Raw genomic sequence first — 23557 nt, forward strand, 5'->3', positions numbered from 1 at the left:
TCCCTCCCGTCAGTCCCGCAACCATACTAATCCCACCGTGAGCAGAGCCAATAGCAACAGAGTGACCGTATCCGCTCTTCCCCAATGTAACTCCCGGATCCGCGTCCGCCCTCTGCCCCCTCTGTAGCCGCGGGCTTCCATCGCCAAGGCCAGATCTTCCGCCCTGCGAAAAGAGGAGATAAATAACGGGATCAGGACTGGAAGATAGCTTTTGGCTCGCTTAAACAGTCCCCCACTTTCAAAGTCCGCCCCCCGCGCCCGCTGCGCTTTGATAATTTTATCCGTCTCTTCCCATAAGGTAGGGATAAAGCGAAGGGCGATCGACATCATCAATGCCAATTCATGGGCGGGAACGCCAAATCGGGTTAACGGAGATAAGAGACGTTCTAGGCCATCTGTCAAGGCGATGGGGGAAGTGGTCAGAGTTAGCAAGGTCCCCATCAGAATCAAGATGAGAAAACGCAGGGAGATCCAGACCGCTTGCAGAGCTCCATTTTTATGGATCACGAGGGGCCCCCATTCCAGAATCACCCCTCCACCCTGGGTCAACCAAAGATGGAGAATCCCCGTCAGCAAGATCAGGTACAGAATCGGCTTCAACCCCCGCAGGATGTTTCTCAGGGGAACACCGGACCCTACCAGCGCCCCTACTGTCAGACCTGCCAGCAAGCCATAGCTAGCCCCATTATTGGCGAGGAAGACCACAACCATAAAGCTGAAGACGAACAGTAGCTTGGCTCGGGGATCCAACCTGTGCAGAGGGGAGTCACCCGGTACGTATTGTCCCAGAATGGGATTTTGCATCAACGGGTTCGCCCCCGTTTCCAACGGAAGAGGATCTCTCGTTCCAGTGCATCCAGGGTCAACAGTCCCGCCGGCAATGGCGGATCCAACTTTTGATTAAGGCGAAGCGTCAATTGCGCCACCTCCGGCACTTCCAAGCCCCACTCTTCCAACTGCTCCCCTTGGGAGAAGACTTCAGCCGGGGTTCCTGCAAAGGCCATTTTTCCCTGATGCATGACAAAGATCTTTTCTGCGTACTGAGCCGCCTCCTCCATGCTGTGGGAGACGAGAATCACCGTCATCCCCCGCTCCCGGTGCAAAGCGTAGATCCGGTTCAAAAGCTCACGTTGTCCGACAGGATCCAATCCTGCCGTCGGTTCATCCAATATCAGGATCTCGGGTTGCATCGCCAATACACCAGCTACAGCCACCCGACGCATTTGGCCACCACTTAACTGAAAGGGTGAGCGCTTGGATAAGTCCAGGCTCAGTCCCACCCAGTCCAGAGATTGCTCCACGCGCCGATCCACTTCCCTGTCACTCAGGCCCAGATTTCGCGGACCATAGGCAACATCCTTAGCTACGGTTTCCTCAAACAGCTGGTGTTCCGGATATTGAAACACCACCCCCACCCGGCCTCTAAGTGCGGACAAATCCCGACTGTCGGGGCTGATCTCCACCTCTCCCACTCGAATCCGTCCCCCGGTAGGGGGCAACAGACCGGCAATATGCTGAATCAAGGTGGATTTTCCCGAGCCGGTAGCGCCCACCACGGCTACGATCCCTCCCGAAGGGATCTCCAACTCTACCCCCGACAAAGCGATCTGTTCAAAGGGAGTGCCAACCATATAGATATGGGTCAAGTCTTGGATAACAATGTCCATAGATCATCCACCAGCTCTTCCATCCCGGTGATCTCTTCCTTGATGGGCATGCCCCGGCGCCGAAGCCGTTCCTTTAATTCTGCTGCAATCGGCATCTCAAGGGACCAATTAGCCAACTGTTCCCCTTTGCGGAACAACTGAGCGGGGGGCCCGTCCCATTGGGATTCTCCCCCCACCAGAACCAACACCCGCTCTGCACGATAAGCTTCTTGAGCGGAATGAGTGATATGGATGAGGGTGGTTCCTCTGCGATGAAGTTCCCCCATCACTTGCAGCACTTCCCGCCGCCCTAAGGGATCCAGCATGGAAGTGGATTCATCGAAGATGATCACCTCCGGCTGCATGGCGATCACCCCGGCGATGGCTAGTCGTTGCTTCTGCCCCCCAGAGAGATGATGAGGAGAAGCCTCCTCTAATCCCGTCAAACCCGTGCGTGCCAATACCTGACGGATCCGGAGCAACATCTGTTCCCGCGGGACCCCCAGATTTTCCATGCCAAAGGCCACATCATCCTTCACTGTCGTCCCCACGATCTGATTATCTGGATTTTGAAAAACCATCCCTACTTTGCGACGGATTTGCGACAAGTCCTGATCGTTTGTAGGGTCCAGTTCTCCTACGTGGACTTTCCCTACAACGGGAGTCAACAATCCGTTTAGCAGTTTAGCAAGGGTGGATTTCCCAGAGCCATTGGGTCCCATGACAGCCAGATATTCTCCAGGCTCCACCTGAAGATTCAATCCGGTGAGGATCCATTCCGGATCAATTCCTTCCCCCGGGGAATCATAATGAAAACCTACCCCGTCCAACTGCAGGATTGGCGCCATCTTATCCACCTCAGGAACCTATATTTCTCCATAAAGAAAAAAGGGCAGATTTCAGGACCGGAACGATCCTGCCCTCTCCCTTTGTTCCAGAAAAATGATTTTCTTACTCCACTAATTCGAGATAAACCATTTCCGTTCCGTCCCCGCGGCGCGGCCCGATTTTAATGATGCGGGTATATCCACCGTTGCGCTCTTCATAACGGGGACCCACTTCATCAAACAACTTTTTCACTGCATCCACCTTTTCGTGGTTGTCCTGCTCTCCCTCCCGTTCCGTCCGGGAACGATTGTTACGAACAAAGGAGGCTGCCTGACGGCGAGCGTGGAGGTCGCCCCGTTTTGCCAGGGTAATCATTTTATCGGCAATGGAACGAGCTTCCTTCGCTCTGGACTCAGTCGTTTCGATCCGCTCATGGATGATCAGGTCAGTCACGAGGTCACGAAGCAGAGCTTTCCGTGCACTTGAGTTGCGACCCAGCTTGGAGTATGCCATGGATTTCCCCTCCCTCTTTTAGAGATTGCGATCACTCATCGCTGCGCAGGGAGAGTCCCAATTCTGCGAGTTTCTCCTGCACTTCTTCCAGCGATTTACGCCCCAGATTGCGAACCTTCATCATGTCTTCTTCCGTCTTCTGTGTCAGCTCTTGGACGGTGTTGATGCCGGCCCGCTTGAGACAGTTGTAGGATCGGACGGAGAGATCCAGCTCTTCGATGGTCATTTCCATGACCTTCTCTTTTTTGTCTTCTTCTTTTTCCACCATGATTTCGGCGTCTTGGGCTTCTTCGGTCAGACCGACGAAGAGCATCAGATGTTCCGTCATGATTTTGGCGCCGAGGCTGACGGATTCGTCGGGATGAAGACTCCCGTCCGTCCATACCTCCAGCGTCAGTTTGTCGTAGTTGGTCACTTGGCCAACCCGAGTGTTTTCCACCTGATAGTTGACACGTTTGATGGGAGTATAGAGCGAGTCGATCGGGATCACCCCGATGGTCTGCTCCTCCCGTTTATTTCGATCCGCCGGCACATAACCCCGGCCGCGGTCAGCAGTCATACGGACGTGAAGGCGCCCATCACTGGCTAAAGTGGCGATATGAAGATCCGGGTTAAGAATTTCCACATCGGAATCAGCCCGGATATCTCCGGCCTTCACATCCCCGCCACCCTCCACATCAATCTCCAAGACTTTCTCTTCATCAGAGTGAATCTTGAGAGACAGATGCTTCAGATTGAGGATGATCTCCGTAACATCCTCCACCACCCCGGGAATTGTGGAAAACTCGTGCAGAACTCCGTCAATCTGGATCGAGGTGACTGCCGCACCAGGCAAAGATGACAGCAAGATGCGTCGGAGTGAATTGCCAAGGGTGGTGCCGTATCCGCGTTCCAAGGGTTCCACGACAAATTTTCCGTAGCGGCCGTCGTCGCCGATTTCCACGGTTTCAATTTTCGGCTTCTCGATTTCAATCATACGGTTTGAAACCCTCCTTCAGAACGTCGCATTCCGGGTGGTCTTCAGTCAATCGTGGTGAAAATCTATGCGTGTTCCCGGCCGATGGATCGTTGGGTAAACCAACCAATAAATTTGTCCAGTACCATTATACACATAGTTCTACCAGTATAAACCAACGCCAATCCCGGAATCAACCCGCGTCACGCATCAGACACGGCGACGCTTTGGTGGGCGGCAACCGTTGTGGGGGATCGGGGTGACGTCTTTAATCAGACTGACTTCCAGCCCGGCAGCCTGCAGAGAACGGATCGCCGCTTCTCGACCGGCCCCCGGTCCTTTTACCGTCACTTCGACGCTTTTTAAGCCGTGCTCCATCGCTTCTTTGGCAGCGGCTTCCGCAGCCATCTGTGCAGCAAAGGGTGTACTCTTGCGAGATCCTTTGAAACCGAGAGTGCCAGAGCTAGCCCAGGAGATGGTGTTCCCCCGCCGATCCGTGATGGTCACAATCGTGTTGTTGAAGGTGGAGCGGATATGCACCGCGCCCGATTCAATATTTTTACGTGCACGGCGTTTCACGCGCTGGTTCGTTGTCCGTTTCTTAGCAGCCATTCTTCTCCCTCCTTACCTCGGTTATTTTTTCTTGTTGGCGACTGTCCGACGGGGACCTTTACGGGTCCGCGCGTTGGTTTTGCTCTTCTGACCCCGGACTGGCAGTCCACGGCGGTGGCGGATTCCACGGTAGGAACCGATCTCTACCAGCCGCTTGATGTTGAGGGCGACTTCACGGCGCAAGTCCCCTTCCACCACCAGATTTTTGTCAATGGTGCTACGAAGCTTAGAAACTTCATCTTCCGTCAGATCACGGACCCGAGTGTCAGGGTTGATCTCGGTTTCCTTCAGGATTTCTTTGGCACGAGAACGACCGATCCCGAAGATGTAGGTCAACGCTACTTCCACTCGCTTGTCGCGGGGGAGGTCAATACCCGAAATACGAGCCAATGGTGAACACCTCCTATCTTATCCTTGTCTTTGTTTGTGTTTGGGGTTTTCACAGATTACCATAACGGTTCCTTTTCTGCGAATCACTTTGCATTTTTCGCAGATCGGCTTGACCGAAGGACGTACTTTCATCTCGTATCCCTCCTGTTTCCACTCGGTGTCAGTTCTCCGGTAACAAATCCGGATTTCAATTTGGATCGGTGCGACATCCGAGGGGACCCATCCGGGCCATCACTTATAGCGGTAGGTGATCCGGCCGCGGCTTAAGTCATACGGGGAGAGCTGGACCGTCACTCGGTCCCCCGGCAGAATCCGGATAAAGTGCATACGGATTTTCCCAGAAACGTGGGCGAGGACTTTATGACCGTTATCCAGTTCCACTCGGAACATCGCATTAGGCAAAGGTTCGATGATCTTGCCTTCCACTTCGATCACATCTTCTTTGGCCATTGACTCACTCTCCTTTTCTCCGCTCCTGCCGGAGCAGGTATTGGTTCAAGGCGTAGCGTATTTTGGCGTTGTCGGCCCGACCATCCTTTTCCAAGGAATTCGCTACTTCCCGGGCGATGTAGTGGGTGAGTTGGATATGCTTGATATTCTTCTTTTTCGCCTGGCCGACCTTCCGTTTATCCCCGTCCACCAACAGGACGAAGTGGGGTTCAACCACGCCGATCACCACTGCATATCTCCCCGCCTCACGACCCCTTAACACCTGGACCACCTGTCCTTTTTGAGGTCGGGTTTCGGCATCCATCGCATCCATCACCCTTCACCTTTCACGCTGTGGTCAATATTTCGTGGCCTTGATCCGTGATCGCGATGGTGTGTTCAAAGTGGGCACACAGGGAACCGTCCTGTGTGATGACGGTCCAGTTGTCAGCCAACGTTCGCACATAACGCTTGCCTGCGTTCACCATCGGTTCAACGGCCAGGGTCATTCCCGGTTTCAAGCGGGGACCCTTCCCCGGAGGCCCGAAATTGGGGACATTGGGTTCTTCATGTAGCTCTTGGCCGACACCATGACCCACATACTCCCGGACTATGGAGAACCCAGCAGTTTCGGCAACAGTTTGGACGGCATGGGCGATATCTCCGATCCGGTTCTCCGGCTTCGCCTGCTCCAGACCCGCATAGAGAGACTGCTCCGTCACTTCCAAAAGACGGGCCGCCTCTTCGGAAATATTCCCGACGGGATAGGTCCAGGCTGAATCCCCGTGATAACCATCCAAGCAAGCTCCGATATCCAGGCTGATCAGATCCCCGTCCTGCAAAACCCGATCCCCAGGAATTCCATGCACCAGCTCTTCGTTCACCGAAGCACAGATGCTCCCTTTAAACCCGTTATATCCCTTGAAGGAAGGCGTGGCCCCATGCTTGCGGATAAACTTCTCCGCCAGTCGGTCCAACTCCCGGGTGGTCACTCCTGGCCGGATGGCCTCCTTTAGCATCTGGTGCGTCTCGTAGACGATACGTCCTGCTTTACGCATGCGCTCCAATTCTTTTGCAGATTTTAGGATGATCATCGAATGGCTCCCCTGAGTACCTTTAGAATCGATTCAGTCACCTTGTCAATGGGCTGTGCTCCGTCAATCCTACGGAGATTCCCCTCGGATTGATAGTAATCCACCAGTTCCCGGGTTTTTCCCAAGTTGACTTCCAACCGTTTGGCCACCGTCTCTTCCCGATCATCATCCCGTTGATAGAGAGAACCACCACAACGGTCACAAATCCCATCCTGTTTTGGCGGATCGAACACTGCATGGTAAGTGGTACCACATTCGCTGCAGATCCGGCGCCCGGTCAACCGTTTCAACAGTTCAGCTTCCGCCACCTCAATGTACAGAACATGATCCAGGGAGCGGCCCAACTCTTTCAATGTTTCGTCCAGAGCTTCAGCTTGGGGGACCGTGCGGGGAAATCCGTCTAATAGAAAACCCTCGGCACAATCAGCTTTGCCTAACCGCTCCTTCACAATACCGATCGTGACCCGGTCAGGAACCAACTGGCCCTCATCCATGTATTTCTTGGCTTCCAGTCCCAGCGGCGTCCCCTCCTTCACCGCCTGTCGGAAGATGTCCCCTGTGGAAATGTGCGGGATATGAAGCTCTGCGGTGATTCGGTCCGCCTGAGTTCCTTTCCCAGCACCGGGCAATCCCATGAGCACGATATTCAAATCTCATCCCTCCCGGTGATTCGCAGGCTATGAACGGATCCAGCCTTCCGGCACAGATGAGGCTCGATGATCCACCCGCGAATCGGCTGCGTGATGAAGGGTCCGGTGAGGATGCCCCTTTGGATCAGCCGGGACCCCGATCACTTGATAAAGCCTTTGTAGTGCCGTTTAATCAGCTGGCTCTCAATGGTCTTCATCGTCTCCAGAGCAACCCCCACCACGATCAGCAGAGAGGTTCCACCGATCTGCACGGATTGCGGCAAGCCTGCCAGACTGGTGAAAAAGACGGGCAAAATGGAGACGGCAGCCAGGAAGAGCGCCCCAGCCAAGGTGATGCGGTTCATGATTCTGGTCAAATAGACCGAGGTGTTCTTACCCGGACGAATGCCGGGGATATACCCCCCGTTTTTCTTCATCTGATCCGCCAATTGCACCGGATTGATCTGCACAAAAGTGTAGAAGTAGGTGAATCCGATGATCAGGAAGACATAAATGACCATGCCCAGCGGTGCATTAAAACTCAAATTGGTAACGATCCAATCCGCCACCGCATTACCGCTCCAGAAGCTAGCAATCGTAGATGGGAAGATCAACAGCGACATGGCAAAGATCACAGGGATCACGCCAGCGGCATTCACTTTCATCGGAATGTGAGTGGATTGTCCGCCAAACATCTTACGACCCACCACACGCTTGGCATACTGCACAGGAATCTTGCGAACTCCTTGCTGGATGAAGATCACACCTGCCACGATCAGAATCAACACAGCCAGAATCAGAACCAATTTCACGATGCTGAGGAAGATTTCGTCCCCGGCATTGGCAAACATGGTTTCATAGATCTGAGTTGCAGCCGGCGGAATCCCGGCGATAATCCCGGCAAAGATCAGGATGGAGATCCCGTTTCCAATCCCTTTATCCGTGATCTGTTCACCCAACCACATCAAGAAGGCCGTTCCTGCAGTCAAGGTGAGGGAGATCAGAGCATAAGTGGCAAAGGTGGGGTTGTCGATAAAACTAATCCCAAAACCGGCACCCGCCCGGTCAAAACCGATGGTGAGACCGATCGACTGGATCAGCCCCAGAATCACAGTTCCATAGCGGGTGACCCGGGCCAGCTTGCGCCTTCCCGCTTCCCCTTCTTTAGCCCACTGTGCAAACTTGGGGATGACATCCATGCTTAACAGTTGCACGATAATCGATGCCGTAATATAAGGCATAATCCCCATGGCAAAGATAGAGAAGTTGAGAAAGGCCCCACCGGAAAAGGTGTTGATCAAACCGAAAACACCACTGCCTGCACTCTGTTCTGCCAGCATCTTCAGAGCGTCATTATTGGTATTTGGCACCGGGATGTAGCTACCGATCCGAAAAACCACCAGCATCGCCAGGGTAAACAGGATCCGGCGCCGAAGATCCTCCACTTTGAAGATGTTGCTCACGGTTTGAAACATCAGAGCACCTCCGTCGTGCCTCCGGCATTCGCAATTTTTTCTTGCGCGCTCTTAGAGAACTTGTGGGCCTTCACCGTCAATTTCACCTTGAGGTCTCCATTGGCCAACACTTTCAAACCGTCCTTCAGGTTCTTCACCACACCCATCTCCTGTAACAGTTCCGGGGTGACCACAGTCCCCTCTTCAAACCGGTTCAGAGTCTCCAGATTCACCAAGGCATACTCCTTGCGGTTGATGTTGGTGAATCCACGTTTGGGTAGACGGCGATAAATCGGATTTTGTCCCCCTTCAAAGCCAGGGCGAACTCCGCCACCGCTACGAGCCTTCTGACCTTTTTGCCCGCGACCGGAGGTTTTACCGTTTCCCGAAGACATGCCACGACCCACACGGTTTCTCTCTTTCCGAGAACCCGGGGCCGGTTTCAGTTCGTGAAGTTTCAACATAGACACCTCCTCTTGTCAGCTCTTTAAAAAAGAGGTTTCGTCACTCCTGTACTTCTTTCACCTCAACCAGGTGTTTCACCTTTTCGATCATCCCGCGAATAGCAGGATTGTCGTTTTGAATGACGGTCTGTTCCCGTTTCTTGAATCCCAGGGTCTGAAGGGTGACCCGTTGAGGTTCCGAACGACCGATCATACTACGTTTGAGGGTGATAGCCAGTTTTTTCGCCACGGTCATCCCTCCTTATCCCAGTAACTCTTCCAAGGTTTTACCGCGCAGTTTCGCGACATCCTCGGGCTTTTTCATATTTTGAATCCCATTGAGAGTGGCGCGAACCATGTTGATCGGGTTGTTAGAACCCGTCGATTTGGTCAGGATGTCACCCACACCGGCCACAGTCAACACGTCACGCACTGCACCACCGGCAATTACACCGGTACCTTCGGTGGCGGGGAGCATCAAAACGCGACCCGCTCCATAGCGACCAATCACTTCATGAGGGATCGTCGTCTCCTGAAGGGGCACATGGATCATGTCTTTCTTAGCCACTTCCACACCTTTGCGGATCGCTTCCGGCACTTCAGCAGCTTTGCCGATCCCTACGCCCACTTTGCCTTTGCCGTCCCCGACGACTACCAAGGCACTAAAGCTGAAGCGGCGTCCGCCTTTCACCACCTTGGCCACACGGTTGATGCTGACAACTTTCTCCAGCATGTCGTCTTTGGGATGATCGTTGCGCATGCTTCTACCTCCTTTGCTCAAAACTTGAGACCTCCTTCGCGGGCCCCTTCCGCCAGAGCCTTGATCCGTCCGTGGTAAAGATAACCCCCACGGTCGAAGATCACTTGATCGATTCCTTTTTCACTAGCCCGCTTGGCAACCAATTCGCCCACTTTACGAGCCGCTTCCACGTTGCCGCCGTGAATCCCCTTGGATTTCACTTCAGCATCCTGAGTGGAAGCTGAAACCAAGGTGTTCCCTTGGGCGTCGTCGATTACTTGAGCATAAATGTTGTTGGAGGAACGGAACACGTTCAGGCGGGGGCGATCCGGGGTACCCACAACTTTTCTCCGCACCCGGACGTGACGCCGCTTCCGGTTCTTGTTCCGGTCAGGCTTCTGGATCATGCCGCATTCACTCCTTTCCAGTCAACATTACTTACCGGTTTTCCCCTCTTTGCGACGGATGCGCTCATCGATGTACTTGATCCCTTTTCCTTTGTAAGGTTCGGGTTCACGATGGGCACGGATATTGGCGGCTTGAGCACCCACCTTTTCCTTGTCAATCCCCTTCACCACTATTTGGGTCTGGGAAGGCACATCCAGATCAACACCATCGATCGGGTCTACTTCCACCGGATGGGAGTAGCCCACGTTGAGAACCACTTTGTTCCCTTTCTTCTGGGCCCGATAGCCCACCCCGACCAGTTCCAGGGTCTTGCTAAAACCATTGGTGACCCCTTCTACCATGTTAGCGATCAAACTCCGGACTGTACCGTGCAGTGCCCGGTGTTTCCGATGGTCGCTTGGGCGTTCCACGATCACTTGGTTCTCTTCCACTTTAATGTTGATTTCTGGGTTCAATACACGGGTCAACGTCCCCTTGGGACCTTTGACCGTCACTTCGGTACCGTTCACTTTTACTTCCACCCCGTTGGGGATGGAGATCGGTTTCCGACCGATACGTGACATCTCGTTCACCTCCGTCCGTATGCAGTACTTACCAGATGTAAGCCAGCACTTCACCGCCCACACTGGATTGACGGGCTTCCTTGTCTGTCATAACTCCTTTGGAGGTCGACAGGACTGCGATACCCAGACCGCGGAGTACACGCGGGATTTCATTTTTATTGACATAGACGCGCAGACCAGGCTTGCTGATCCGTTTCAGTCCGGTAATCACACGCTCGTTGTTAGGACCGTACTTCAGAAAGATCCGGAGGACCCCCTGTTTCCCGTCTTCGATATACTCAGCGTCACGAATGAAACCTTCCCGCTTCAAGATATCCGCAATTTCCCGCTTCAGCTTGGACGCAGGCAACTCCAGGCTCTCGTGTCGAACCTGATTCGCATTACGGATCCGGGTCAGCATGTCGGCAATCGGGTCAGTCATCACCATGCGTTATCCCTCCTTCCACTCTCCATTACCAGCTCGCTTTTTTGACGCCGGGAATCTGCCCTTTATAAGCCAGTTCACGGAAACAAATCCGGCAAAGACGGAACTTCCGAATCACGGAGTGCGGCCGTCCGCAGCGTTCACAACGGGTGTAGCCCCGGACTTTGAACTTCGGATTCTTTTTCGCTTTGGTGATCATCGATTTCTTGGCCAACGGATTCCCTCCTTTGATTAAAATGTCGTGCCATAGGTTCCTCCGTTCACTGTTTACGGAAAGGCATTCCCATTTGGGTCAACAGTTCACGGGCTTCCTCATCTGTATCGGCAGTGGTGACAATCACCACATCCATCCCTCGAACCTTATCCACTTTATCGTATTCAATTTCCGGGAAGACCAACTGTTCCTTCAAGCCCAGGGTGTAATTCCCACGACCGTCGAAAGCTTTCGGGGAAATTCCGCGAAAATCCCGAACCCGGGGCAAAGCGACGTTGATGAGCTTATCGAGAAAGTCATACATCCGCTCGCCGCGAAGAGTCACTTTGGCTCCAATCGGCATCCCTTCCCGTAGCTTGAAACCGGCGATAGACTTTTTGGCTCGGGTCACCACAGGTTTCTGACCTGAAATCTGAGCCAGATCTTCCACGGCTCCGTCGAGCACTTTCGCATTTTGGACTGCTTCCCCGACGCCCATATTGATAACAACTTTTTCGACCTTAGGAACTTGCATCGGTGAGGTGTAATCAAACCTCTTCATCAGGGATGGGCTAATTTCCTGTTTGTACCGTTCTTTCAATGGAAGTATTGCCACGGTTTCCATCCTCCTTTCCGATCCGGACGTCAGTCGACCACTTCGCCGGACTTCTTGGCGTAGCGAACTTTTGTCTGTTTGCCACCCTTGTCTTCGATAAATTTGTAACCCACTCGGGTCGGCTGTTTTGTTTTCGGGTCCTCCAGCATCAAGTTGGAGATATGGATCGGAGCCTCCTGCTCGATAATGCCCCCTTGCGGATTGTCCTGGGTCGGGCGGGAGTGCTTTTTCACCATGTTAACCCCTTCCACCAACGCGCGGCGTTCTGCAGGGTAGACCTTCAGGACGCGCCCTTTGGTGTAGATCAATTTCCCGTTCTTGTCACGTGTGGGGGCATCTTTGCCCCGCAGTACAATCACGGTATCGCCTTTCTTGATGTGCAGTTTGTTCGGTCGCTTGGCCATGTCGGCACCTCCTTCAACCGGTCGTTACAGGCTCTGTGGCATGGAAAATCAGAGCACTTCCGGAGCCAGCGAAATGATTTTCATAAATTCATGTTCCCTGAGCTCTCGCGCGACGGGTCCGAAGATCCGGGTCCCCCGCGGGCTTTTGTCGTCCCGGATCACAACGGCGGCGTTTTCGTCAAATCGAATATAGGATCCGTCCGGACGGCGACTCGGGCGTTTGGAACGAACCACCACGCATTTCACAATCTCACCTTTTTTGACAACGCCCCCGGGTGTAGCCTGTTTCACCGATGCGACAATCACGTCGCCGATCCCAGCCGATTTTCGCTTGGAACCGCCTAAAACTTTGATGCACATCAGTTCTTTAGCCCCGGAGTTGTCTGCAACGCGCAAACGGGTTTGCGGCTGAATCATCGGTATCCCTCCTTCCGCCAGTCAGATCTGGTTAAACGATGACAGCTTTTTCCACAATCTCTACGAGGCGCCACCGTTTGTCCTTGGACAACGGACGGGTTTCCATGATTTTCACGACGTCTCCCGTTTTGGCGCTGTTCTCTTCATCATGGGCTTTAAATTTTTTGCTGTACTTCACGCGCTTCCCGTACAGAGAGTCTTTTTTATAGGTTTCCACCGCAACGACGATCGTTTTATCCATCTTGTCGCTGACGACCTTGCCCACGCGAACCTTGCGACGGTTGCGTTCTTCGGTCATGCCTGTTTCCTCCTTTCAATCCCGAGTTCGCGTTCATGCACCACCGTTTTGCAACGGGCGATATCTTTGCGAACCTGGCGGATCCGGGCGGTATTGTCCAACTGCCCGGTAGCCGATTGGAACCGGAGGTTGAACAACTCCTCTTTCAGCGAAGCCAGTTTCTGATCGATCTCGGCGGTGGTCATTTCTACCAGCTCTTTAGCTTTCATGTGTACCACCCGCTTCATCTCGAATTACGAACTTGGTTTTGATCGGCAACTTGTTAGCCGCCAGCCGCATGGCTTCCCGAGCCACTTCTTCCGGTACACCGGCCAGCTCAAACAGAATTTTGCCGGGTTTCACGACAGCCACCCATTTTTCAGGAGAGCCTTTCCCGCTACCCATCCGAACCTCGAGAGGCTTCTGCGTAATGGGTTTATCCGGGAAGATTTTGATCCATACTTTACCGCCACGTTTCATATACCGAGTCATCGCAATCCGGGCTGCTTCGATCTGCCGGTTGGTGATCCAGGAAGGCTCCAACGCTTGCAGACCGTATTCGCCGAAGGCCACTTCCGTTCCGCCTTTGGCCCGGCCTTTCATCCGACCGCGATGTTCCTTACGAAACTTCGTGCGTTTCGGCATTAACATGGTTACTTGCCTCCTTCCGCATCTCCCTTTTTCTTGGCGGGGAGCACCTCACCGCGGTAGATCCACACTTTCACTCCAATCCGTCCATAGGTCGTGTGGGCTTCCGCAGTGCCATAGTCGATGTCTGCACGAAGAGTGTGCAGAGGGACAGTTCCTTCATTGTAGCCTTCGGTCCGTGCGATATCAGCACCGCCCAACCGGCCGCTCACCTGGGTGCGAACCCCTTTGGCACCGGAGCGCAGAGTACGCTGGATCGTCTGTTTCATCGCACGACGGAAGGAGATCCGGCGTTCCAATTGTTGAGCGATGTTTTCCGCCACCAGACGGGCATCCAACTCAGGCGTCTTGATCTCTTCGATATTGATGTGAACCTTCTTGCCGGTCATCTTGGTCAACGCTTTGCGCAGAGCTTCCACCTCAGAGCCGCCTTTTCCGATCACCATCCCCGGCTTGGCGGTGTGGATGGTCAGGTTGACACGGTTGGCCGCCCGTTCAATTTCCACGGAAGAGATCCCTGCATCCTTCAAGCGTTTAAACAGGTATTCACGGATCTCGATGTCTTCATGGAGCATGTCGGCGTAGTCCTTGCCTCCGTACCATTTGGATTCCCAGTCACGGATGATGCCGACGCGAAGCCCCACCGGGTTTATTTTCTGACCCAATCTCTATCCCTCCTTATTTTTCAGATACGACCACCGTAATATGGCTGGTCCGCTTGTTGATGCGGCCGGCACGTCCTTGCGCACGGGGACGGAACCGTTTCATCGTCGGCCCTTCGTCCACCATCGCTTGGTCTACCACCAGCTCGCCGGGTTTCATGCTGTAGTTGTGCTCTGCATTGGCAATCGCCGACCGCAGCACCTTCTCGATGATCGGTGAGGCGGCACGGGGGGTAAACCGCAAAATCGCCAGCGCTTCATCCACAGATTTGCCGCGGATCAGATCGATCACCAAACGCACCTTGCGAGGTGACATCCGTACGTAACGCGCAACCGCCTTGGATTTCACTGCCTCCATCATCTGACCTCCTCTCTGGCTGACCTGTCAGATTCCGTCACTTTACCGTTTCCGGGTTTTCCGGTCGTCCCCGGCGTGACCCTTGAAAGTCCGCGTGGCGACAAATTCACCCAGCTTGTGGCCCACCATATCTTCAGTGATGTATACCGGGACATGTTTTCGACCATCGTGAACGGCAATAGTATGTCCGACGAATTCAGGGAAGATCGTGGAACGACGAGACCAAGTCTTGATGACCTTCTTGTTCTCCTTGTCACCCATTTCCCGTACTTTCTTCAACAGATGGTCGTCTGCGAAAGGTCCCTTCTTTAGGCTGCGACCCATGCATCCACCCCCCTTTCTAACTCCCGCTCCGGGATGTGATTACTTCTTTTTGCGGCGACGGACAATATACTTGTCAGACGGCTTGTTTTTCTTCCGGGTCTTGTAACCGATGGTCGGTTTGCCCCAGGGAGTAACCGGGGAGACACGTCCGATCGGAGCGCGACCTTCACCACCACCATGGGGGTGATCAGACGGGTTCATCACCGAACCGCGAACCGTCGGCCGCTTGCCCTGCCAGCGGGAGCGACCTGCTTTCCCCACATTGAGCAGTTCATGATCTTGGTTTCCGATCTGGCCGATCGTGGCCCGGCATTCAATCCGCACCATCCGGGTTTCACCGGATGAAAGACGAATTACAGCATATCCTCCGTCTTTACCGAGAAGCTGCGCTTGGCCGCCTGCGGCGCGAACCATTTTCCCACCGGCACCCGGTTTCAGTTCGATGTTGTGAATCACCGTACCCACCGGAATATTGGCCAGGGGCAGAGCGTTTCCGGTCTTGATGTCGGCATCGACACCAGACATGATCACATCGCCCACTTTGAGACCGTTGGGGTGCAGAATGTAGCGTTTTTCACCATCGGCATAATGGATCAGAGCGATGTTGGCAGAACGGTTGGGATCGTATTCCACAGTAGCAACCTTGCCGGGAATGCCATCTTTGTTCCGTTTGAAATCGATGATCCGGTATTTGCGTTTGTGACCGCCGCCTTGGTGCCGGTTGGTGATCCGTCCCTGATTGTTCCGCCCGGCATTTTTGACCAGGGGAGCCGTCAAGGACTTCTCCGGCTTGTCAGTGGTGATCTCCTCGAAGGTGGAGACCGTCATCTGCCGGCGTCCGGGCGACGTGGGTTTAAAGTGCTTGATACCCATGGGGTTCCCTCCTTTTCCTTCAGGTGATCAAACTTCAAAAAGCTCGATGCTCTTGCTGTCTTCGGTCAACTTGACAATCGCTTTTTTTCGGTCTGAAGTGCGACCGGCGTGACGGCCGAGGCGCTTCGGCTTCCCTTTCACCCGCATGGTGTTCACTTGGGCTACCTTGACATCGAAAATCTTTTCGATCGCGTTTTTAACCTCGGTCTTGTTGGCCTTGAGATCCACTTCGAAGACATATTTGTTGTCTTCCATCAGATCCGTGGTCTTCTCCGTCACCACCGGGCGCCGGATGATGTCGCGGGGATCCTTCATTTCCCGAGCACCTCCTCTATGCGTGTCACCGCATCCCGGGTGATGATCAGTTTATCGTGGTTCAACACGTCCAGCACGTTCAACCCTTGGGCATCGATAAACTTGACTCCGGGGATATTCCGTGCAGACAGAACCACATTTTCGTCATACCCACTGCCGACGACCAACGCTTTGCGGTCTGCCTGGAGGTTGGAGAGGACTTTCACCATCTCCTTGGTTTTCGGCTGTTCCAGCGTCAGTTGGTCCAGTACGACCAGTTCATCTGCTTTGATCTTGGACGATAGCGCAGAGCGAATCGCCAGTCGGCGCACCTTTTTCGGCAGTTTATAGCTGTAGCTACGGGGTGTCGGACCGAAGGCCACACCACCACCGACCCAGATCGGGGAACGGATACTGCCATGGCGGGCACGTCCCGTCCCTTTCTGTTTCCAGGGCTTCCGTCCGCCACCCTGGACAGCGGCACGGTTTTTCACAGCATGGGATCCGCGACGTTGAGATGCCTGTTGCATCACAACAGCATCATGCAGAACCGATGCGTTGGGCTCAATTCCGAAGACGGAATCGGATAATTCCAACTCGCCCACCTGGCTACCGTTCATATCCAGTACATTCACTTTCGGCATGTCGTCTCCTCCCTTCCCGTTGACGTTACTGTGCGGCTTTCACCGCAGATTGGATGACAACATAACTGTTTTTCGGACCCGGAATGGACCCTTTGATCAGGAGCAGGTTTTTCTCCGAATCTACCTGAACCACCTGCAGGTTTTGGATGGTCACTTTGTCGTGGCCCATGCGTCCGGGCAATTTTTGCCCCTTGAAGACACGGGCAGGATCGACAGCACCCAAAGAACCGGGGCCCCGATGGTAGTGGGAACCGTGGCTCATCGGTCCGCGGGCTTGGTTATGCCGTTTGATAGCACCGGCAAATCCTTTCCCCTTGGACGTGGCAGTGATATCCACCCATTCACCTGTGTTGAACAGGTCCGCTTTCACTTCCTGGCCCAACTCATAGTCGGCCGGATTCATCCCACGAATCTCACGGACGAAAGACTTTGGCGTCGACCCCGCTTTTTTGGCGTGGCCTGCCTCCGGACGGTTAGCCCGGTGTTCTTTTTTGTCACCGAAACCCAGTTGCACGGATTCGTAGCCGTCGGTATCCGCCTCTTTCTTTTGCAGAACGGAACACGGACCGGCATGGATCACCGTTACGGGGATGGCAGTGCCGTCTTCGCCGAACACCTGAGTCATCCCCAGTTTTTTACCGAGAATTCCTTTCACGTCGCACACCTCCTACCGGCTAGCCTATTTTGGATCAGAGTTTGATTTCGATATCAACGCCGGACGGCAAGTCGAGTCGCATCAGCGCGTCCACAGTTTGAGCCGTGGGATTGACAATGTCGATCAACCGCTTGTGCGTGCGCATCTCGAACTGCTCCCGCGAATCCTTGTATTTGTGAACTGCACGAAGGATCGTGTAGACAGCCCGTTCCGTCGGAAGCGGGATCGGTCCGGATACATCCGCCCCGGTCCGGTTGGCCGTGTCGACGATTTTCTCCGCCGATTGATCCAACACACGGTGATCATACGCCTTGAGGCGAATGCGAATCTTCTGCTTTGCCATTCATGCCCCTCCTTTTCGCTCATTTTTTTAAATGAACTTGCTCCACGGAAATTTCCCCACGCCTGTGGCAAAGGGGCCGGGCGTGTCGGCAACCTTCCGCATCATCGCCGTTCAAAACCAACATTCCCTATTATACGGAAAGTGTGGGCCCATTGCAAGAAAAAAACGGGATCTTCCCCGCTTTTTTCGCCCATCTCTCCCTAGATTAGCAAAAATAACCCGAAACCAAGTATAAAGATTACATTTCGATCCTGTCAAATCGGCATTTGAAAATAAAGACGGTAATGTTTTTTACACTCTTCATTCCATTGAAAACCACAATGTGAACAGCGATCTATTTGCAAATAGTGATGGATGGTGTATTCGGTTCTGCAAACTCCACACAAGATGGCGGTTTCATCAAACTCTTCACTTGGCCATACCGAGATGGGATGATTCTCACACTCTGCATGACATCGATAGCAAGGATAGTACTTGTTGCAACACTTGAATTTAATAGCGATAATATCTTTCTTTGAATGATAATGCTTGCATCGGGTTTGTGAATCGATCACAGGTCCGTAAACGGTGACCATTCTCTCCCCCTCCCCTCTATCTTCTTCCCTCCATAGGAATCAATGGAGCAAGGTTTGAAAGAGTATACGACAAGTCAGACGCGAGCCGATTTTGAAAGAATAGGCTCTGGCAAGATCGAGATCCGATCCGAAGGGCAAGGCACAAAATCAAGGTCCCTGCAGGAATTAAACCAAGACTGGATTACTTCTACCAAATCTTTCGTCACCATTAGCAACCACGAGAAAATCGACTTTAGTTTTTAATAGATTTCAAATTCCACGCCAACGTCTTTACGAGCCAAAAGCGATTCAAGTGATCCCCAGGCTTCCCTGTGTAGAAACCCCATCGTCCTCATGCACCTCATAAAAAAAGCTCCCGCAATGCGGGAGCTTTTTCGGCATCAAAAGATTATTCGTTGATCGCAGTCACGGAACCGGCACCCACGGTACGGCCGCCTTCACGGATGGTGAAGCGAGTACCGTCTTCGATGGCGATCGGGGCGATCAGTTCCACTTCCACTTCAATGTTGTCCCCGGGCATCACCATTTCGGTGCCTTCCGGCAGTCGGATCACAGCGGTGATGTCGGTGGTACGGAAGTAGAACTGGGGACGATAACCGTTGAAGAAGGGGGTGTGACGGCCACCTTCGTCTTTGCTCAGGACATAGACCTGAGCTTTAAATTTGGTGTGCGGGTTCACGCTACCAGGTTTAGCCAGCACTTGACCGCGCTGAATATCTTCCCGGTTGACCCCACGGAGCAGGGCGCCGATGTTGTCACCAGCTTCGGCTTGATCCATCATCTTGCGGAACATTTCCACCCCGGTGACCACGGTTTTCCGAGTTTCATCATCGATCCCGACGATTTCTACTTCATCGGAGACCTTGATCATCCCACGCTCCACACGACCGGTAGCTACGGTACCACGACCGGTGATGGTGAAGACATCTTCGACCGGCATCAAGAAGGGTTTGTCCTTATCCCGTTCCGGGGTCGGGACATACTCGTCCACTTGGGCCATCAGTTCGAGGATCTTTTCTCCCCATTCGCTGTTCGGATCTTCCAAAGCCTTGAGGGCAGAACCGGATACGACCGGAATGTCGTCGCCGGGGAAGTCGTACTCGGACAGCAGTTCACGAACTTCCATTTCCACCAGTTCCAGCAGTTCTTCGTCATCCACTTGGTCCACTTTGTTCAGGAAGACCACGATGTATTCCACACCGGATTGACGGGAAAGCAGGATGTGCTCACGAGTTTGCGGCATCGGGCCGTCAGCAGCGGACACCACCAGGATCGCTCCGTCCATCTGGGCGGCACCGGTGATCATGTTTTTCACATAGTCAGCGTGGCCTGGGCAGTCTACGTGGGCATAGTGACGGTTTTCGGTTTCGTATTCCACATGAGAGGTGGAGATGGTGATTCCCCGCTCTTTTTCTTCCGGAGCCTTGTCGATTTGGTCATAAGCGGTGGCAGTAGCTCCGCCCCGGGTCGACAGGATCGTGGTGATCGCAGCGGTCAGAGTGGTTTTACCATGGTCCACGTGACCGATGGTACCGATGTTCACGTGTGGTTTCGTACGTTCGTACTTGGCTTTGGCCATGACTCGAAATCCTCCTTTAGATCTCAATCATTATTTGATGTATAGGGGAGAAAGCCGGGAAGCGAGGCTTCCACAACCTTCTTCACCGAATGGGAGGCAACCAGCGAATTACTGACCGGAGGCCTTGGAGATAATCTCTTCAGCGATGTTCTTCGGCACTTCTTCGTAGTGATCGAAGTGCATGGTGTACACCCCGCGACCCTGCGTCCGAGAACGCAGGTTGGTTGCGTAACCGAACATCTCGGCCAGTGGCACGATCGCCCGAATCACTTGGGCGGGGCCACGGGCTTCCATTCCTTCTACCCGACCGCGACGGGAGTTGATATCCCCCATCACATCGCCCATGTAGTCTTCCGGAACGGTGACTTCCACCTTCATAACAGGTTCAAGCAAAACCGGTTGACACTTGGACTTAGCCGCTTTCAGGGCCATGGATCCAGCAATCTTGAAGGCCATTTCCGAGGAGTCTACATCGTGGTAGGAGCCATCGTACAAGGTGGCACGGATATCCACCATCGGATAACCCGCCAGCACCCCGTTTTGCAAAGCTTCCTCCACCCCGCTTTGAACGGCGGGGATATATTCCCTCGGCACCACACCGCCGACAATCTTGTTGACGAATTCGAAGCCGCCACCTTCTTCCATCGGCTCAAATTCGATCCAGACATGACCGTACTGACCGCGTCCACCGGACTGGCGGATGAATTTCCCTTCCACCTTGGCAGAAGAACGGAAGGTTTCGCGGTAGGCGACCTGCGGATTCCCCACATTGGCCTCCACCTTAAACTCCCGTTTCAAGCGATCGACGAGCACTTCCAAATGGAGTTCACCCATACCGGAGATGATCGTTTGACCCGTCTCTTCATTGGTTTCCGTCCGGAAGGTGGGATCCTCATCTGCCAGCTTGGCCAATGCCATCCCCATCTTATCCTGGTCGTTCTTCGTTTTCGGCTCGATAGCCACATCGATCACCGGTTCAGGGAAGACCATGGATTCCAAGATAATCGGATGCTTTTCGTCACACAGGGTGTCACCGGTGCTCGTACTTTTCAGACCGACAGCAGCGGCGATATCCCCAGCATAGACAGTTTTGATCTCTTGGCGGGAATTGGCGTGCATTTGCAGAATCCGTCCCACACGCTCTCGCTTGTCCTTGGTGCTGTTCAGCACGTAGGAACCAGAGTCCAACGTACCAGAATACACCCGGAAAAAGGTCAACTTACCCACATAGGGGTCCGTCATGATCTTGAAGGCCAGAGCCGAAAAGGGCTCGTTGTCGTCGGATTTGCGATGTGCCTCACTGCCGTCGGGCAGCTCCCCTTGGATCGGGGGAACATCCAGCGGAGAAGGCATATAGTCGACGACGGCATCCAGCATCGGCTGAACCCCTTTGTTTTTATAGGATGAGCCACAGAGGACAGGGATGATCTCCACGTTGACAACACCTTTGCGGAGAACTTTCTTCAGTTCCTCTTCTGTCGGCTCCTCCCCTTCCAGATACTTCATCATCAGGTCTTCATCCAACTCGGCGATCGCTTCGACCATTTTCGTGCGGTACTCTTGGGCCAGTTCCTGGTACTCTTCCGGAATTTCCCGGTCTTCCGATTTGGTACCGAGATCATCCAGGTAGAAGTGTGCCACATTTTTGATCAGGTCGATGATCCCTTCAAAGGTATCCTCTTTCCCGATCGGCAACTGGATCGGAACTGCGTTAGCCCCGAGACGATCACGAATCTGGTCGACGGCGCCAAAGAAGTCGGCCCCGATGATATCCATCTTATTGATATAGGCAATTCGGGGGACATGGTATTTATCCGCCTGACGCCAGACGGTTTCCGATTGAGGTTCCACACCGCTTTTGGCGCAGAAGACCCCGACCGACCCATCCAGCACGCGCAGGGACCGCTCCACTTCGACAGTGAAGTCCACGTGGCCGGGTGTGTCGATGATATTGATCCGATGACCTTTCCACTGGGCTGTAGTGGCGGCGGAGGTAATAGTGATCCCCCGTTCCTGTTCTTGCTCCATCCAGTCCATGGTGGCAGCGCCTTCGTGAGTTTCACCGATTTTGTGAACCCGGCCGGTATAGAACAAAATCCGTTCTGTTGTCGTGGTCTTACCGGCGTCGATATGAGCCATAATCCCGATGTTGCGCGTGTCTTGCAAGGAAAACTCACGTGCCATCGGAGATGTCTCCTTTCATGTTGACGAGAATGGGGAAGCCAAATTACCAGCGATAGTGAGCAAAAGCACGGTTGGCTTCCGCCATGCGGTGCATGTCTTCTTTCTTCTTGACAGCAGCACCGTTGTTATTGGCAGCATCCAGCAATTCGTTGGCCAAACGTTCCTGCATCGATTTTTCACCGCGCAGGCGAGCGTAGTTTACCAGCCAACGAAGTCCCAAGCTGGTGCGCCGCTCCGGCTTCACCTCTACCGGCACTTGGTAGTTAGCCCCACCTACACGGCGAGCCCTTACTTCCAGAACCGGCATTACGTTTTTCATCGCTTGTTCAAAGACATCCATCGGATCTTTACCGGAGCGTTCACGTACCAGATCGAAGGAGTCATAGAGAATGCGTTGAGCCTTCCCTTTCTTTCCGTCGTACATCAAGCGACTGATCAAACGGGTGACCAATTTGCTGTTGTAAATCGGGTCCGGCAACACTTCTCTGCGGGGTGCGGGTCCTTTTCGCGACAATCGTCTTCCCTCCTTTGGCTTAGTTGTATCGATCGATGATGTTATTTCTTGGGCCGTTTGCTACCGTATTTGGATCGGGCTTGCATCCGGTTTTGTACCCCGGAGGTGTCTAGTGCTCCCCGGACAATGTGATAGCGGACACCGGGGAGATCCTTTACACGACCGCCGCGAACCAGCACCACAGAGTGTTCTTGCAAGTTATGTCCGATTCCCGGAATATACGCAGAAACCTCAATGTTGTTACTCAAGCGCACACGAGCCACCTTACGGAGTGCCGAGTTCGGCTTCTTCGGTGTAGTGGTGTAGACACGGGTACACACACCACGCTTTTGTGGCGAGTTTTGTTCAGTCGCTTTCTTCCGGAAGCTATTGTACCCGAATTGAAGCGCCGGAGAATCCGATTGGGACACTTTGCTTTTGCGGCCTTTTCGGATCAACTGGTTAATTGTCGGCATCTCTTTCACCTCCTCGATTGGGATGCTTTGCATTCAAGTCCACAGAACCAGGCGGATCATTTTGCGACGCAAAATTGGAAACCAACCCAAATACCGACCGCACCCGTGTCAAACCAGCATGCGGTCAGTCTCTGGGATTTGGCTGTACCAATCTTTATTCCAATATCGTGGCAGTCGCCGCGCCCACATCGATCCCGCAAGCTTTTCCAAGTCCTTGCATCGAATCAACATAGCTGACGGCCACCCCATGGTTCCGGCAAATCTGGACTAGCGATTGCTTGAGCTGCTCGTCGGCATCTGTCGCAATCACCACTTCCCGGGCCTTCCCCTGTTGGATCGCTTTTTTGGATTGCTTGGCTCCGATCAAGAGTGATTTAGCGTTCTTCACTTTATCATAAGACATACCAAACGCCCT

The 23557-nt window shown here is 53.6% G+C and carries 40 protein-coding genes; all 40 read right to left on the reverse strand.

Translation table 11 applies throughout. From position 1 onward, the window contains the following. Positions 1-9: 9 nt before the first annotated feature. Positions 10-807: an energy-coupling factor transporter transmembrane component T family protein gene (locus tag JOD24_RS10890; RefSeq protein WP_380166864.1), complete on the reverse strand. Its 798-nt coding sequence runs from the start codon at positions 805-807 to the stop codon at positions 10-12. Further along, entirely contained in the window at positions 804-1667 is an 864-nt protein-coding gene (locus tag JOD24_RS10895; protein WP_380166866.1) for an energy-coupling factor transporter ATPase, read from the reverse strand. Before JOD24_RS10895 ends, JOD24_RS10890 begins: the two co-directional genes overlap by 4 nt. Continuing rightward, positions 1643-2494, reverse strand: a complete 852-nt coding sequence (locus tag JOD24_RS10900) for an energy-coupling factor transporter ATPase (protein WP_380166868.1) — start codon at positions 2492-2494, stop codon at positions 1643-1645. The genes JOD24_RS10895 and JOD24_RS10900 overlap by 25 nt, the downstream gene beginning before the upstream one ends. 103 nt (positions 2495-2597) lie before the next feature. Then, entirely contained in the window at positions 2598-2987 is a 390-nt protein-coding gene (gene rplQ / locus JOD24_RS10905) for a 50S ribosomal protein L17 (protein ID WP_380166870.1), read from the reverse strand. 31 nt (positions 2988-3018) lie between these two features. Further along, the gene (locus tag JOD24_RS10910; RefSeq protein WP_380166872.1) at positions 3019-3963 is read right to left on the reverse strand and encodes a DNA-directed RNA polymerase subunit alpha; all 945 of its coding nucleotides are present in this window, start codon (positions 3961-3963) and stop codon (positions 3019-3021) included. A gap of 189 nt (positions 3964-4152) precedes the next feature. After that, complete coding sequence (rpsK, locus tag JOD24_RS10915; protein WP_380166874.1) at positions 4153-4554, reverse strand: 30S ribosomal protein S11; 402 nt, start codon at positions 4552-4554, stop codon at positions 4153-4155. A 21-nt stretch (positions 4555-4575) separates the two neighbouring features. Beyond that, the gene (gene rpsM, locus JOD24_RS10920; RefSeq protein WP_380166876.1) at positions 4576-4944 is read right to left on the reverse strand and encodes a 30S ribosomal protein S13; all 369 of its coding nucleotides are present in this window, start codon (positions 4942-4944) and stop codon (positions 4576-4578) included. An 18-nt stretch (positions 4945-4962) separates the two neighbouring features. After that, on the reverse strand, positions 4963-5076 hold the full coding sequence (gene rpmJ, locus JOD24_RS10925) for a 50S ribosomal protein L36 (protein ID WP_007505902.1): 114 nt from the start codon (positions 5074-5076) through the stop codon (positions 4963-4965). Positions 5077-5175: 99 nt separating this feature from the next. Further along, positions 5176-5394 (reverse strand): translation initiation factor IF-1, encoded by a 219-nt coding sequence (gene infA, locus JOD24_RS10930; RefSeq protein ID WP_380166878.1) that lies wholly within the window; start codon positions 5392-5394, stop codon positions 5176-5178. 4 nt (positions 5395-5398) lie between these two features. Continuing rightward, positions 5399-5707: an RNA-binding protein gene (locus tag JOD24_RS10935; RefSeq protein WP_380166880.1), complete on the reverse strand. Its 309-nt coding sequence runs from the start codon at positions 5705-5707 to the stop codon at positions 5399-5401. Between the two features lie 13 nt (positions 5708-5720). Beyond that, positions 5721-6467 carry a type I methionyl aminopeptidase gene (gene map, locus JOD24_RS10940; protein WP_380166882.1) on the reverse strand — a complete coding sequence of 249 codons (747 nt, stop codon included), beginning with the start codon at positions 6465-6467 and terminating at the stop codon, positions 5721-5723. Beyond that, entirely contained in the window at positions 6464-7117 is a 654-nt protein-coding gene (locus tag JOD24_RS10945) for an adenylate kinase (RefSeq protein WP_380166884.1), read from the reverse strand. The genes map and JOD24_RS10945 overlap by 4 nt, the downstream gene beginning before the upstream one ends. 140 nt (positions 7118-7257) lie before the next feature. After that, positions 7258-8571, reverse strand: a complete 1314-nt coding sequence (secY, locus tag JOD24_RS10950) for a preprotein translocase subunit SecY (RefSeq protein WP_380166886.1) — start codon at positions 8569-8571, stop codon at positions 7258-7260. Further along, positions 8571-9011, reverse strand: a complete 441-nt coding sequence (gene rplO, locus JOD24_RS10955) for a 50S ribosomal protein L15 (RefSeq protein ID WP_380166888.1) — start codon at positions 9009-9011, stop codon at positions 8571-8573. The genes secY and rplO overlap by 1 nt, the downstream gene beginning before the upstream one ends. Positions 9012-9054: 43 nt before the next feature. Beyond that, the gene (gene rpmD, locus JOD24_RS10960; RefSeq protein ID WP_380166890.1) at positions 9055-9243 is read right to left on the reverse strand and encodes a 50S ribosomal protein L30; all 189 of its coding nucleotides are present in this window, start codon (positions 9241-9243) and stop codon (positions 9055-9057) included. 12 nt (positions 9244-9255) lie between these two features. After that, a complete protein-coding gene (gene rpsE, locus JOD24_RS10965) occupies positions 9256-9753 on the reverse strand; it encodes a 30S ribosomal protein S5 (protein WP_380166892.1) in 498 nt (165 codons plus the stop codon). A gap of 17 nt (positions 9754-9770) precedes the next feature. Beyond that, a complete protein-coding gene (gene rplR / locus JOD24_RS10970) occupies positions 9771-10139 on the reverse strand; it encodes a 50S ribosomal protein L18 (RefSeq protein WP_380166894.1) in 369 nt (122 codons plus the stop codon). 27 nt (positions 10140-10166) lie between these two features. After that, positions 10167-10703, reverse strand: a complete 537-nt coding sequence (gene rplF, locus JOD24_RS10975; RefSeq protein WP_380166896.1) for a 50S ribosomal protein L6 — start codon at positions 10701-10703, stop codon at positions 10167-10169. A gap of 28 nt (positions 10704-10731) precedes the next feature. Beyond that, positions 10732-11130, reverse strand: coding sequence for a 30S ribosomal protein S8 (gene rpsH, locus JOD24_RS10980; RefSeq protein WP_380166898.1), 399 nt, complete (start codon positions 11128-11130; stop codon positions 10732-10734). Positions 11131-11155: 25 nt separating this feature from the next. After that, entirely contained in the window at positions 11156-11341 is a 186-nt protein-coding gene (locus JOD24_RS10985) for a type Z 30S ribosomal protein S14 (RefSeq protein WP_380166900.1), read from the reverse strand. A 46-nt stretch (positions 11342-11387) separates the two neighbouring features. Then, positions 11388-11945 carry a 50S ribosomal protein L5 gene (gene rplE / locus JOD24_RS10990; protein ID WP_380166902.1) on the reverse strand — a complete coding sequence of 186 codons (558 nt, stop codon included), beginning with the start codon at positions 11943-11945 and terminating at the stop codon, positions 11388-11390. 20 nt (positions 11946-11965) lie between these two features. Beyond that, complete coding sequence (gene rplX, locus JOD24_RS10995) at positions 11966-12340, reverse strand: 50S ribosomal protein L24 (RefSeq protein WP_380166904.1); 375 nt, start codon at positions 12338-12340, stop codon at positions 11966-11968. Positions 12341-12388: 48 nt separating this feature from the next. Beyond that, positions 12389-12757, reverse strand: a complete 369-nt coding sequence (gene rplN / locus JOD24_RS11000) for a 50S ribosomal protein L14 (protein ID WP_380166906.1) — start codon at positions 12755-12757, stop codon at positions 12389-12391. A 31-nt stretch (positions 12758-12788) separates the two neighbouring features. After that, the gene (gene rpsQ, locus JOD24_RS11005; protein WP_380166908.1) at positions 12789-13055 is read right to left on the reverse strand and encodes a 30S ribosomal protein S17; all 267 of its coding nucleotides are present in this window, start codon (positions 13053-13055) and stop codon (positions 12789-12791) included. Beyond that, positions 13052-13264: a 50S ribosomal protein L29 gene (rpmC, locus tag JOD24_RS11010; protein ID WP_380166910.1), complete on the reverse strand. Its 213-nt coding sequence runs from the start codon at positions 13262-13264 to the stop codon at positions 13052-13054. Before rpmC ends, rpsQ begins: the two co-directional genes overlap by 4 nt. Further along, positions 13254-13685: a 50S ribosomal protein L16 gene (rplP, locus tag JOD24_RS11015; RefSeq protein ID WP_380166912.1), complete on the reverse strand. Its 432-nt coding sequence runs from the start codon at positions 13683-13685 to the stop codon at positions 13254-13256. Before rplP ends, rpmC begins: the two co-directional genes overlap by 11 nt. A gap of 2 nt (positions 13686-13687) precedes the next feature. Continuing rightward, positions 13688-14347 carry a 30S ribosomal protein S3 gene (gene rpsC, locus JOD24_RS11020; protein ID WP_380166914.1) on the reverse strand — a complete coding sequence of 220 codons (660 nt, stop codon included), beginning with the start codon at positions 14345-14347 and terminating at the stop codon, positions 13688-13690. 13 nt (positions 14348-14360) lie between these two features. Then, positions 14361-14693: a 50S ribosomal protein L22 gene (gene rplV, locus JOD24_RS11025; RefSeq protein WP_380166982.1), complete on the reverse strand. Its 333-nt coding sequence runs from the start codon at positions 14691-14693 to the stop codon at positions 14361-14363. A gap of 51 nt (positions 14694-14744) precedes the next feature. Continuing rightward, on the reverse strand, positions 14745-15026 hold the full coding sequence (gene rpsS / locus JOD24_RS11030) for a 30S ribosomal protein S19 (RefSeq protein WP_009710915.1): 282 nt from the start codon (positions 15024-15026) through the stop codon (positions 14745-14747). Between the two features lie 39 nt (positions 15027-15065). Further along, positions 15066-15899, reverse strand: coding sequence for a 50S ribosomal protein L2 (gene rplB, locus JOD24_RS11035; protein ID WP_380166916.1), 834 nt, complete (start codon positions 15897-15899; stop codon positions 15066-15068). 27 nt (positions 15900-15926) lie between these two features. Continuing rightward, a complete protein-coding gene (rplW, locus tag JOD24_RS11040) occupies positions 15927-16214 on the reverse strand; it encodes a 50S ribosomal protein L23 (protein ID WP_380166918.1) in 288 nt (95 codons plus the stop codon). Then, positions 16211-16837, reverse strand: a complete 627-nt coding sequence (gene rplD / locus JOD24_RS11045) for a 50S ribosomal protein L4 (protein WP_429246906.1) — start codon at positions 16835-16837, stop codon at positions 16211-16213. Before rplD ends, rplW begins: the two co-directional genes overlap by 4 nt. A gap of 25 nt (positions 16838-16862) precedes the next feature. Further along, positions 16863-17492, reverse strand: a complete 630-nt coding sequence (rplC, locus tag JOD24_RS11050; protein WP_380166922.1) for a 50S ribosomal protein L3 — start codon at positions 17490-17492, stop codon at positions 16863-16865. A gap of 34 nt (positions 17493-17526) precedes the next feature. Beyond that, the gene (gene rpsJ, locus JOD24_RS11055) at positions 17527-17835 is read right to left on the reverse strand and encodes a 30S ribosomal protein S10 (protein WP_009710910.1); all 309 of its coding nucleotides are present in this window, start codon (positions 17833-17835) and stop codon (positions 17527-17529) included. Positions 17836-18089: 254 nt separating this feature from the next. Continuing rightward, positions 18090-18410, reverse strand: a complete 321-nt coding sequence (locus JOD24_RS11060) for a CHY zinc finger protein (protein WP_380166924.1) — start codon at positions 18408-18410, stop codon at positions 18090-18092. 388 nt (positions 18411-18798) lie between these two features. Further along, positions 18799-19989 carry an elongation factor Tu gene (gene tuf, locus JOD24_RS11065; RefSeq protein ID WP_380166926.1) on the reverse strand — a complete coding sequence of 397 codons (1191 nt, stop codon included), beginning with the start codon at positions 19987-19989 and terminating at the stop codon, positions 18799-18801. 108 nt (positions 19990-20097) lie between these two features. Next, complete coding sequence (gene fusA, locus JOD24_RS11070; RefSeq protein ID WP_429246907.1) at positions 20098-22173, reverse strand: elongation factor G; 2076 nt, start codon at positions 22171-22173, stop codon at positions 20098-20100. Positions 22174-22216: 43 nt separating this feature from the next. Beyond that, positions 22217-22687 carry a 30S ribosomal protein S7 gene (rpsG, locus tag JOD24_RS11075; protein WP_380166930.1) on the reverse strand — a complete coding sequence of 157 codons (471 nt, stop codon included), beginning with the start codon at positions 22685-22687 and terminating at the stop codon, positions 22217-22219. A gap of 41 nt (positions 22688-22728) precedes the next feature. Further along, on the reverse strand, positions 22729-23142 hold the full coding sequence (gene rpsL / locus JOD24_RS11080) for a 30S ribosomal protein S12 (RefSeq protein ID WP_380166932.1): 414 nt from the start codon (positions 23140-23142) through the stop codon (positions 22729-22731). 154 nt (positions 23143-23296) lie between these two features. Beyond that, a complete protein-coding gene (locus tag JOD24_RS11085) occupies positions 23297-23545 on the reverse strand; it encodes a ribosomal L7Ae/L30e/S12e/Gadd45 family protein (RefSeq protein ID WP_380166934.1) in 249 nt (82 codons plus the stop codon). Positions 23546-23557 lie beyond the last annotated feature (12 nt).

The sequence above is a fragment of the Kroppenstedtia sanguinis genome, from assembly GCF_050433445.1.
GTDB classification, from domain to species: Bacteria; Bacillota; Bacilli; order Thermoactinomycetales; family DSM-45169; genus Kroppenstedtia; species Kroppenstedtia sanguinis.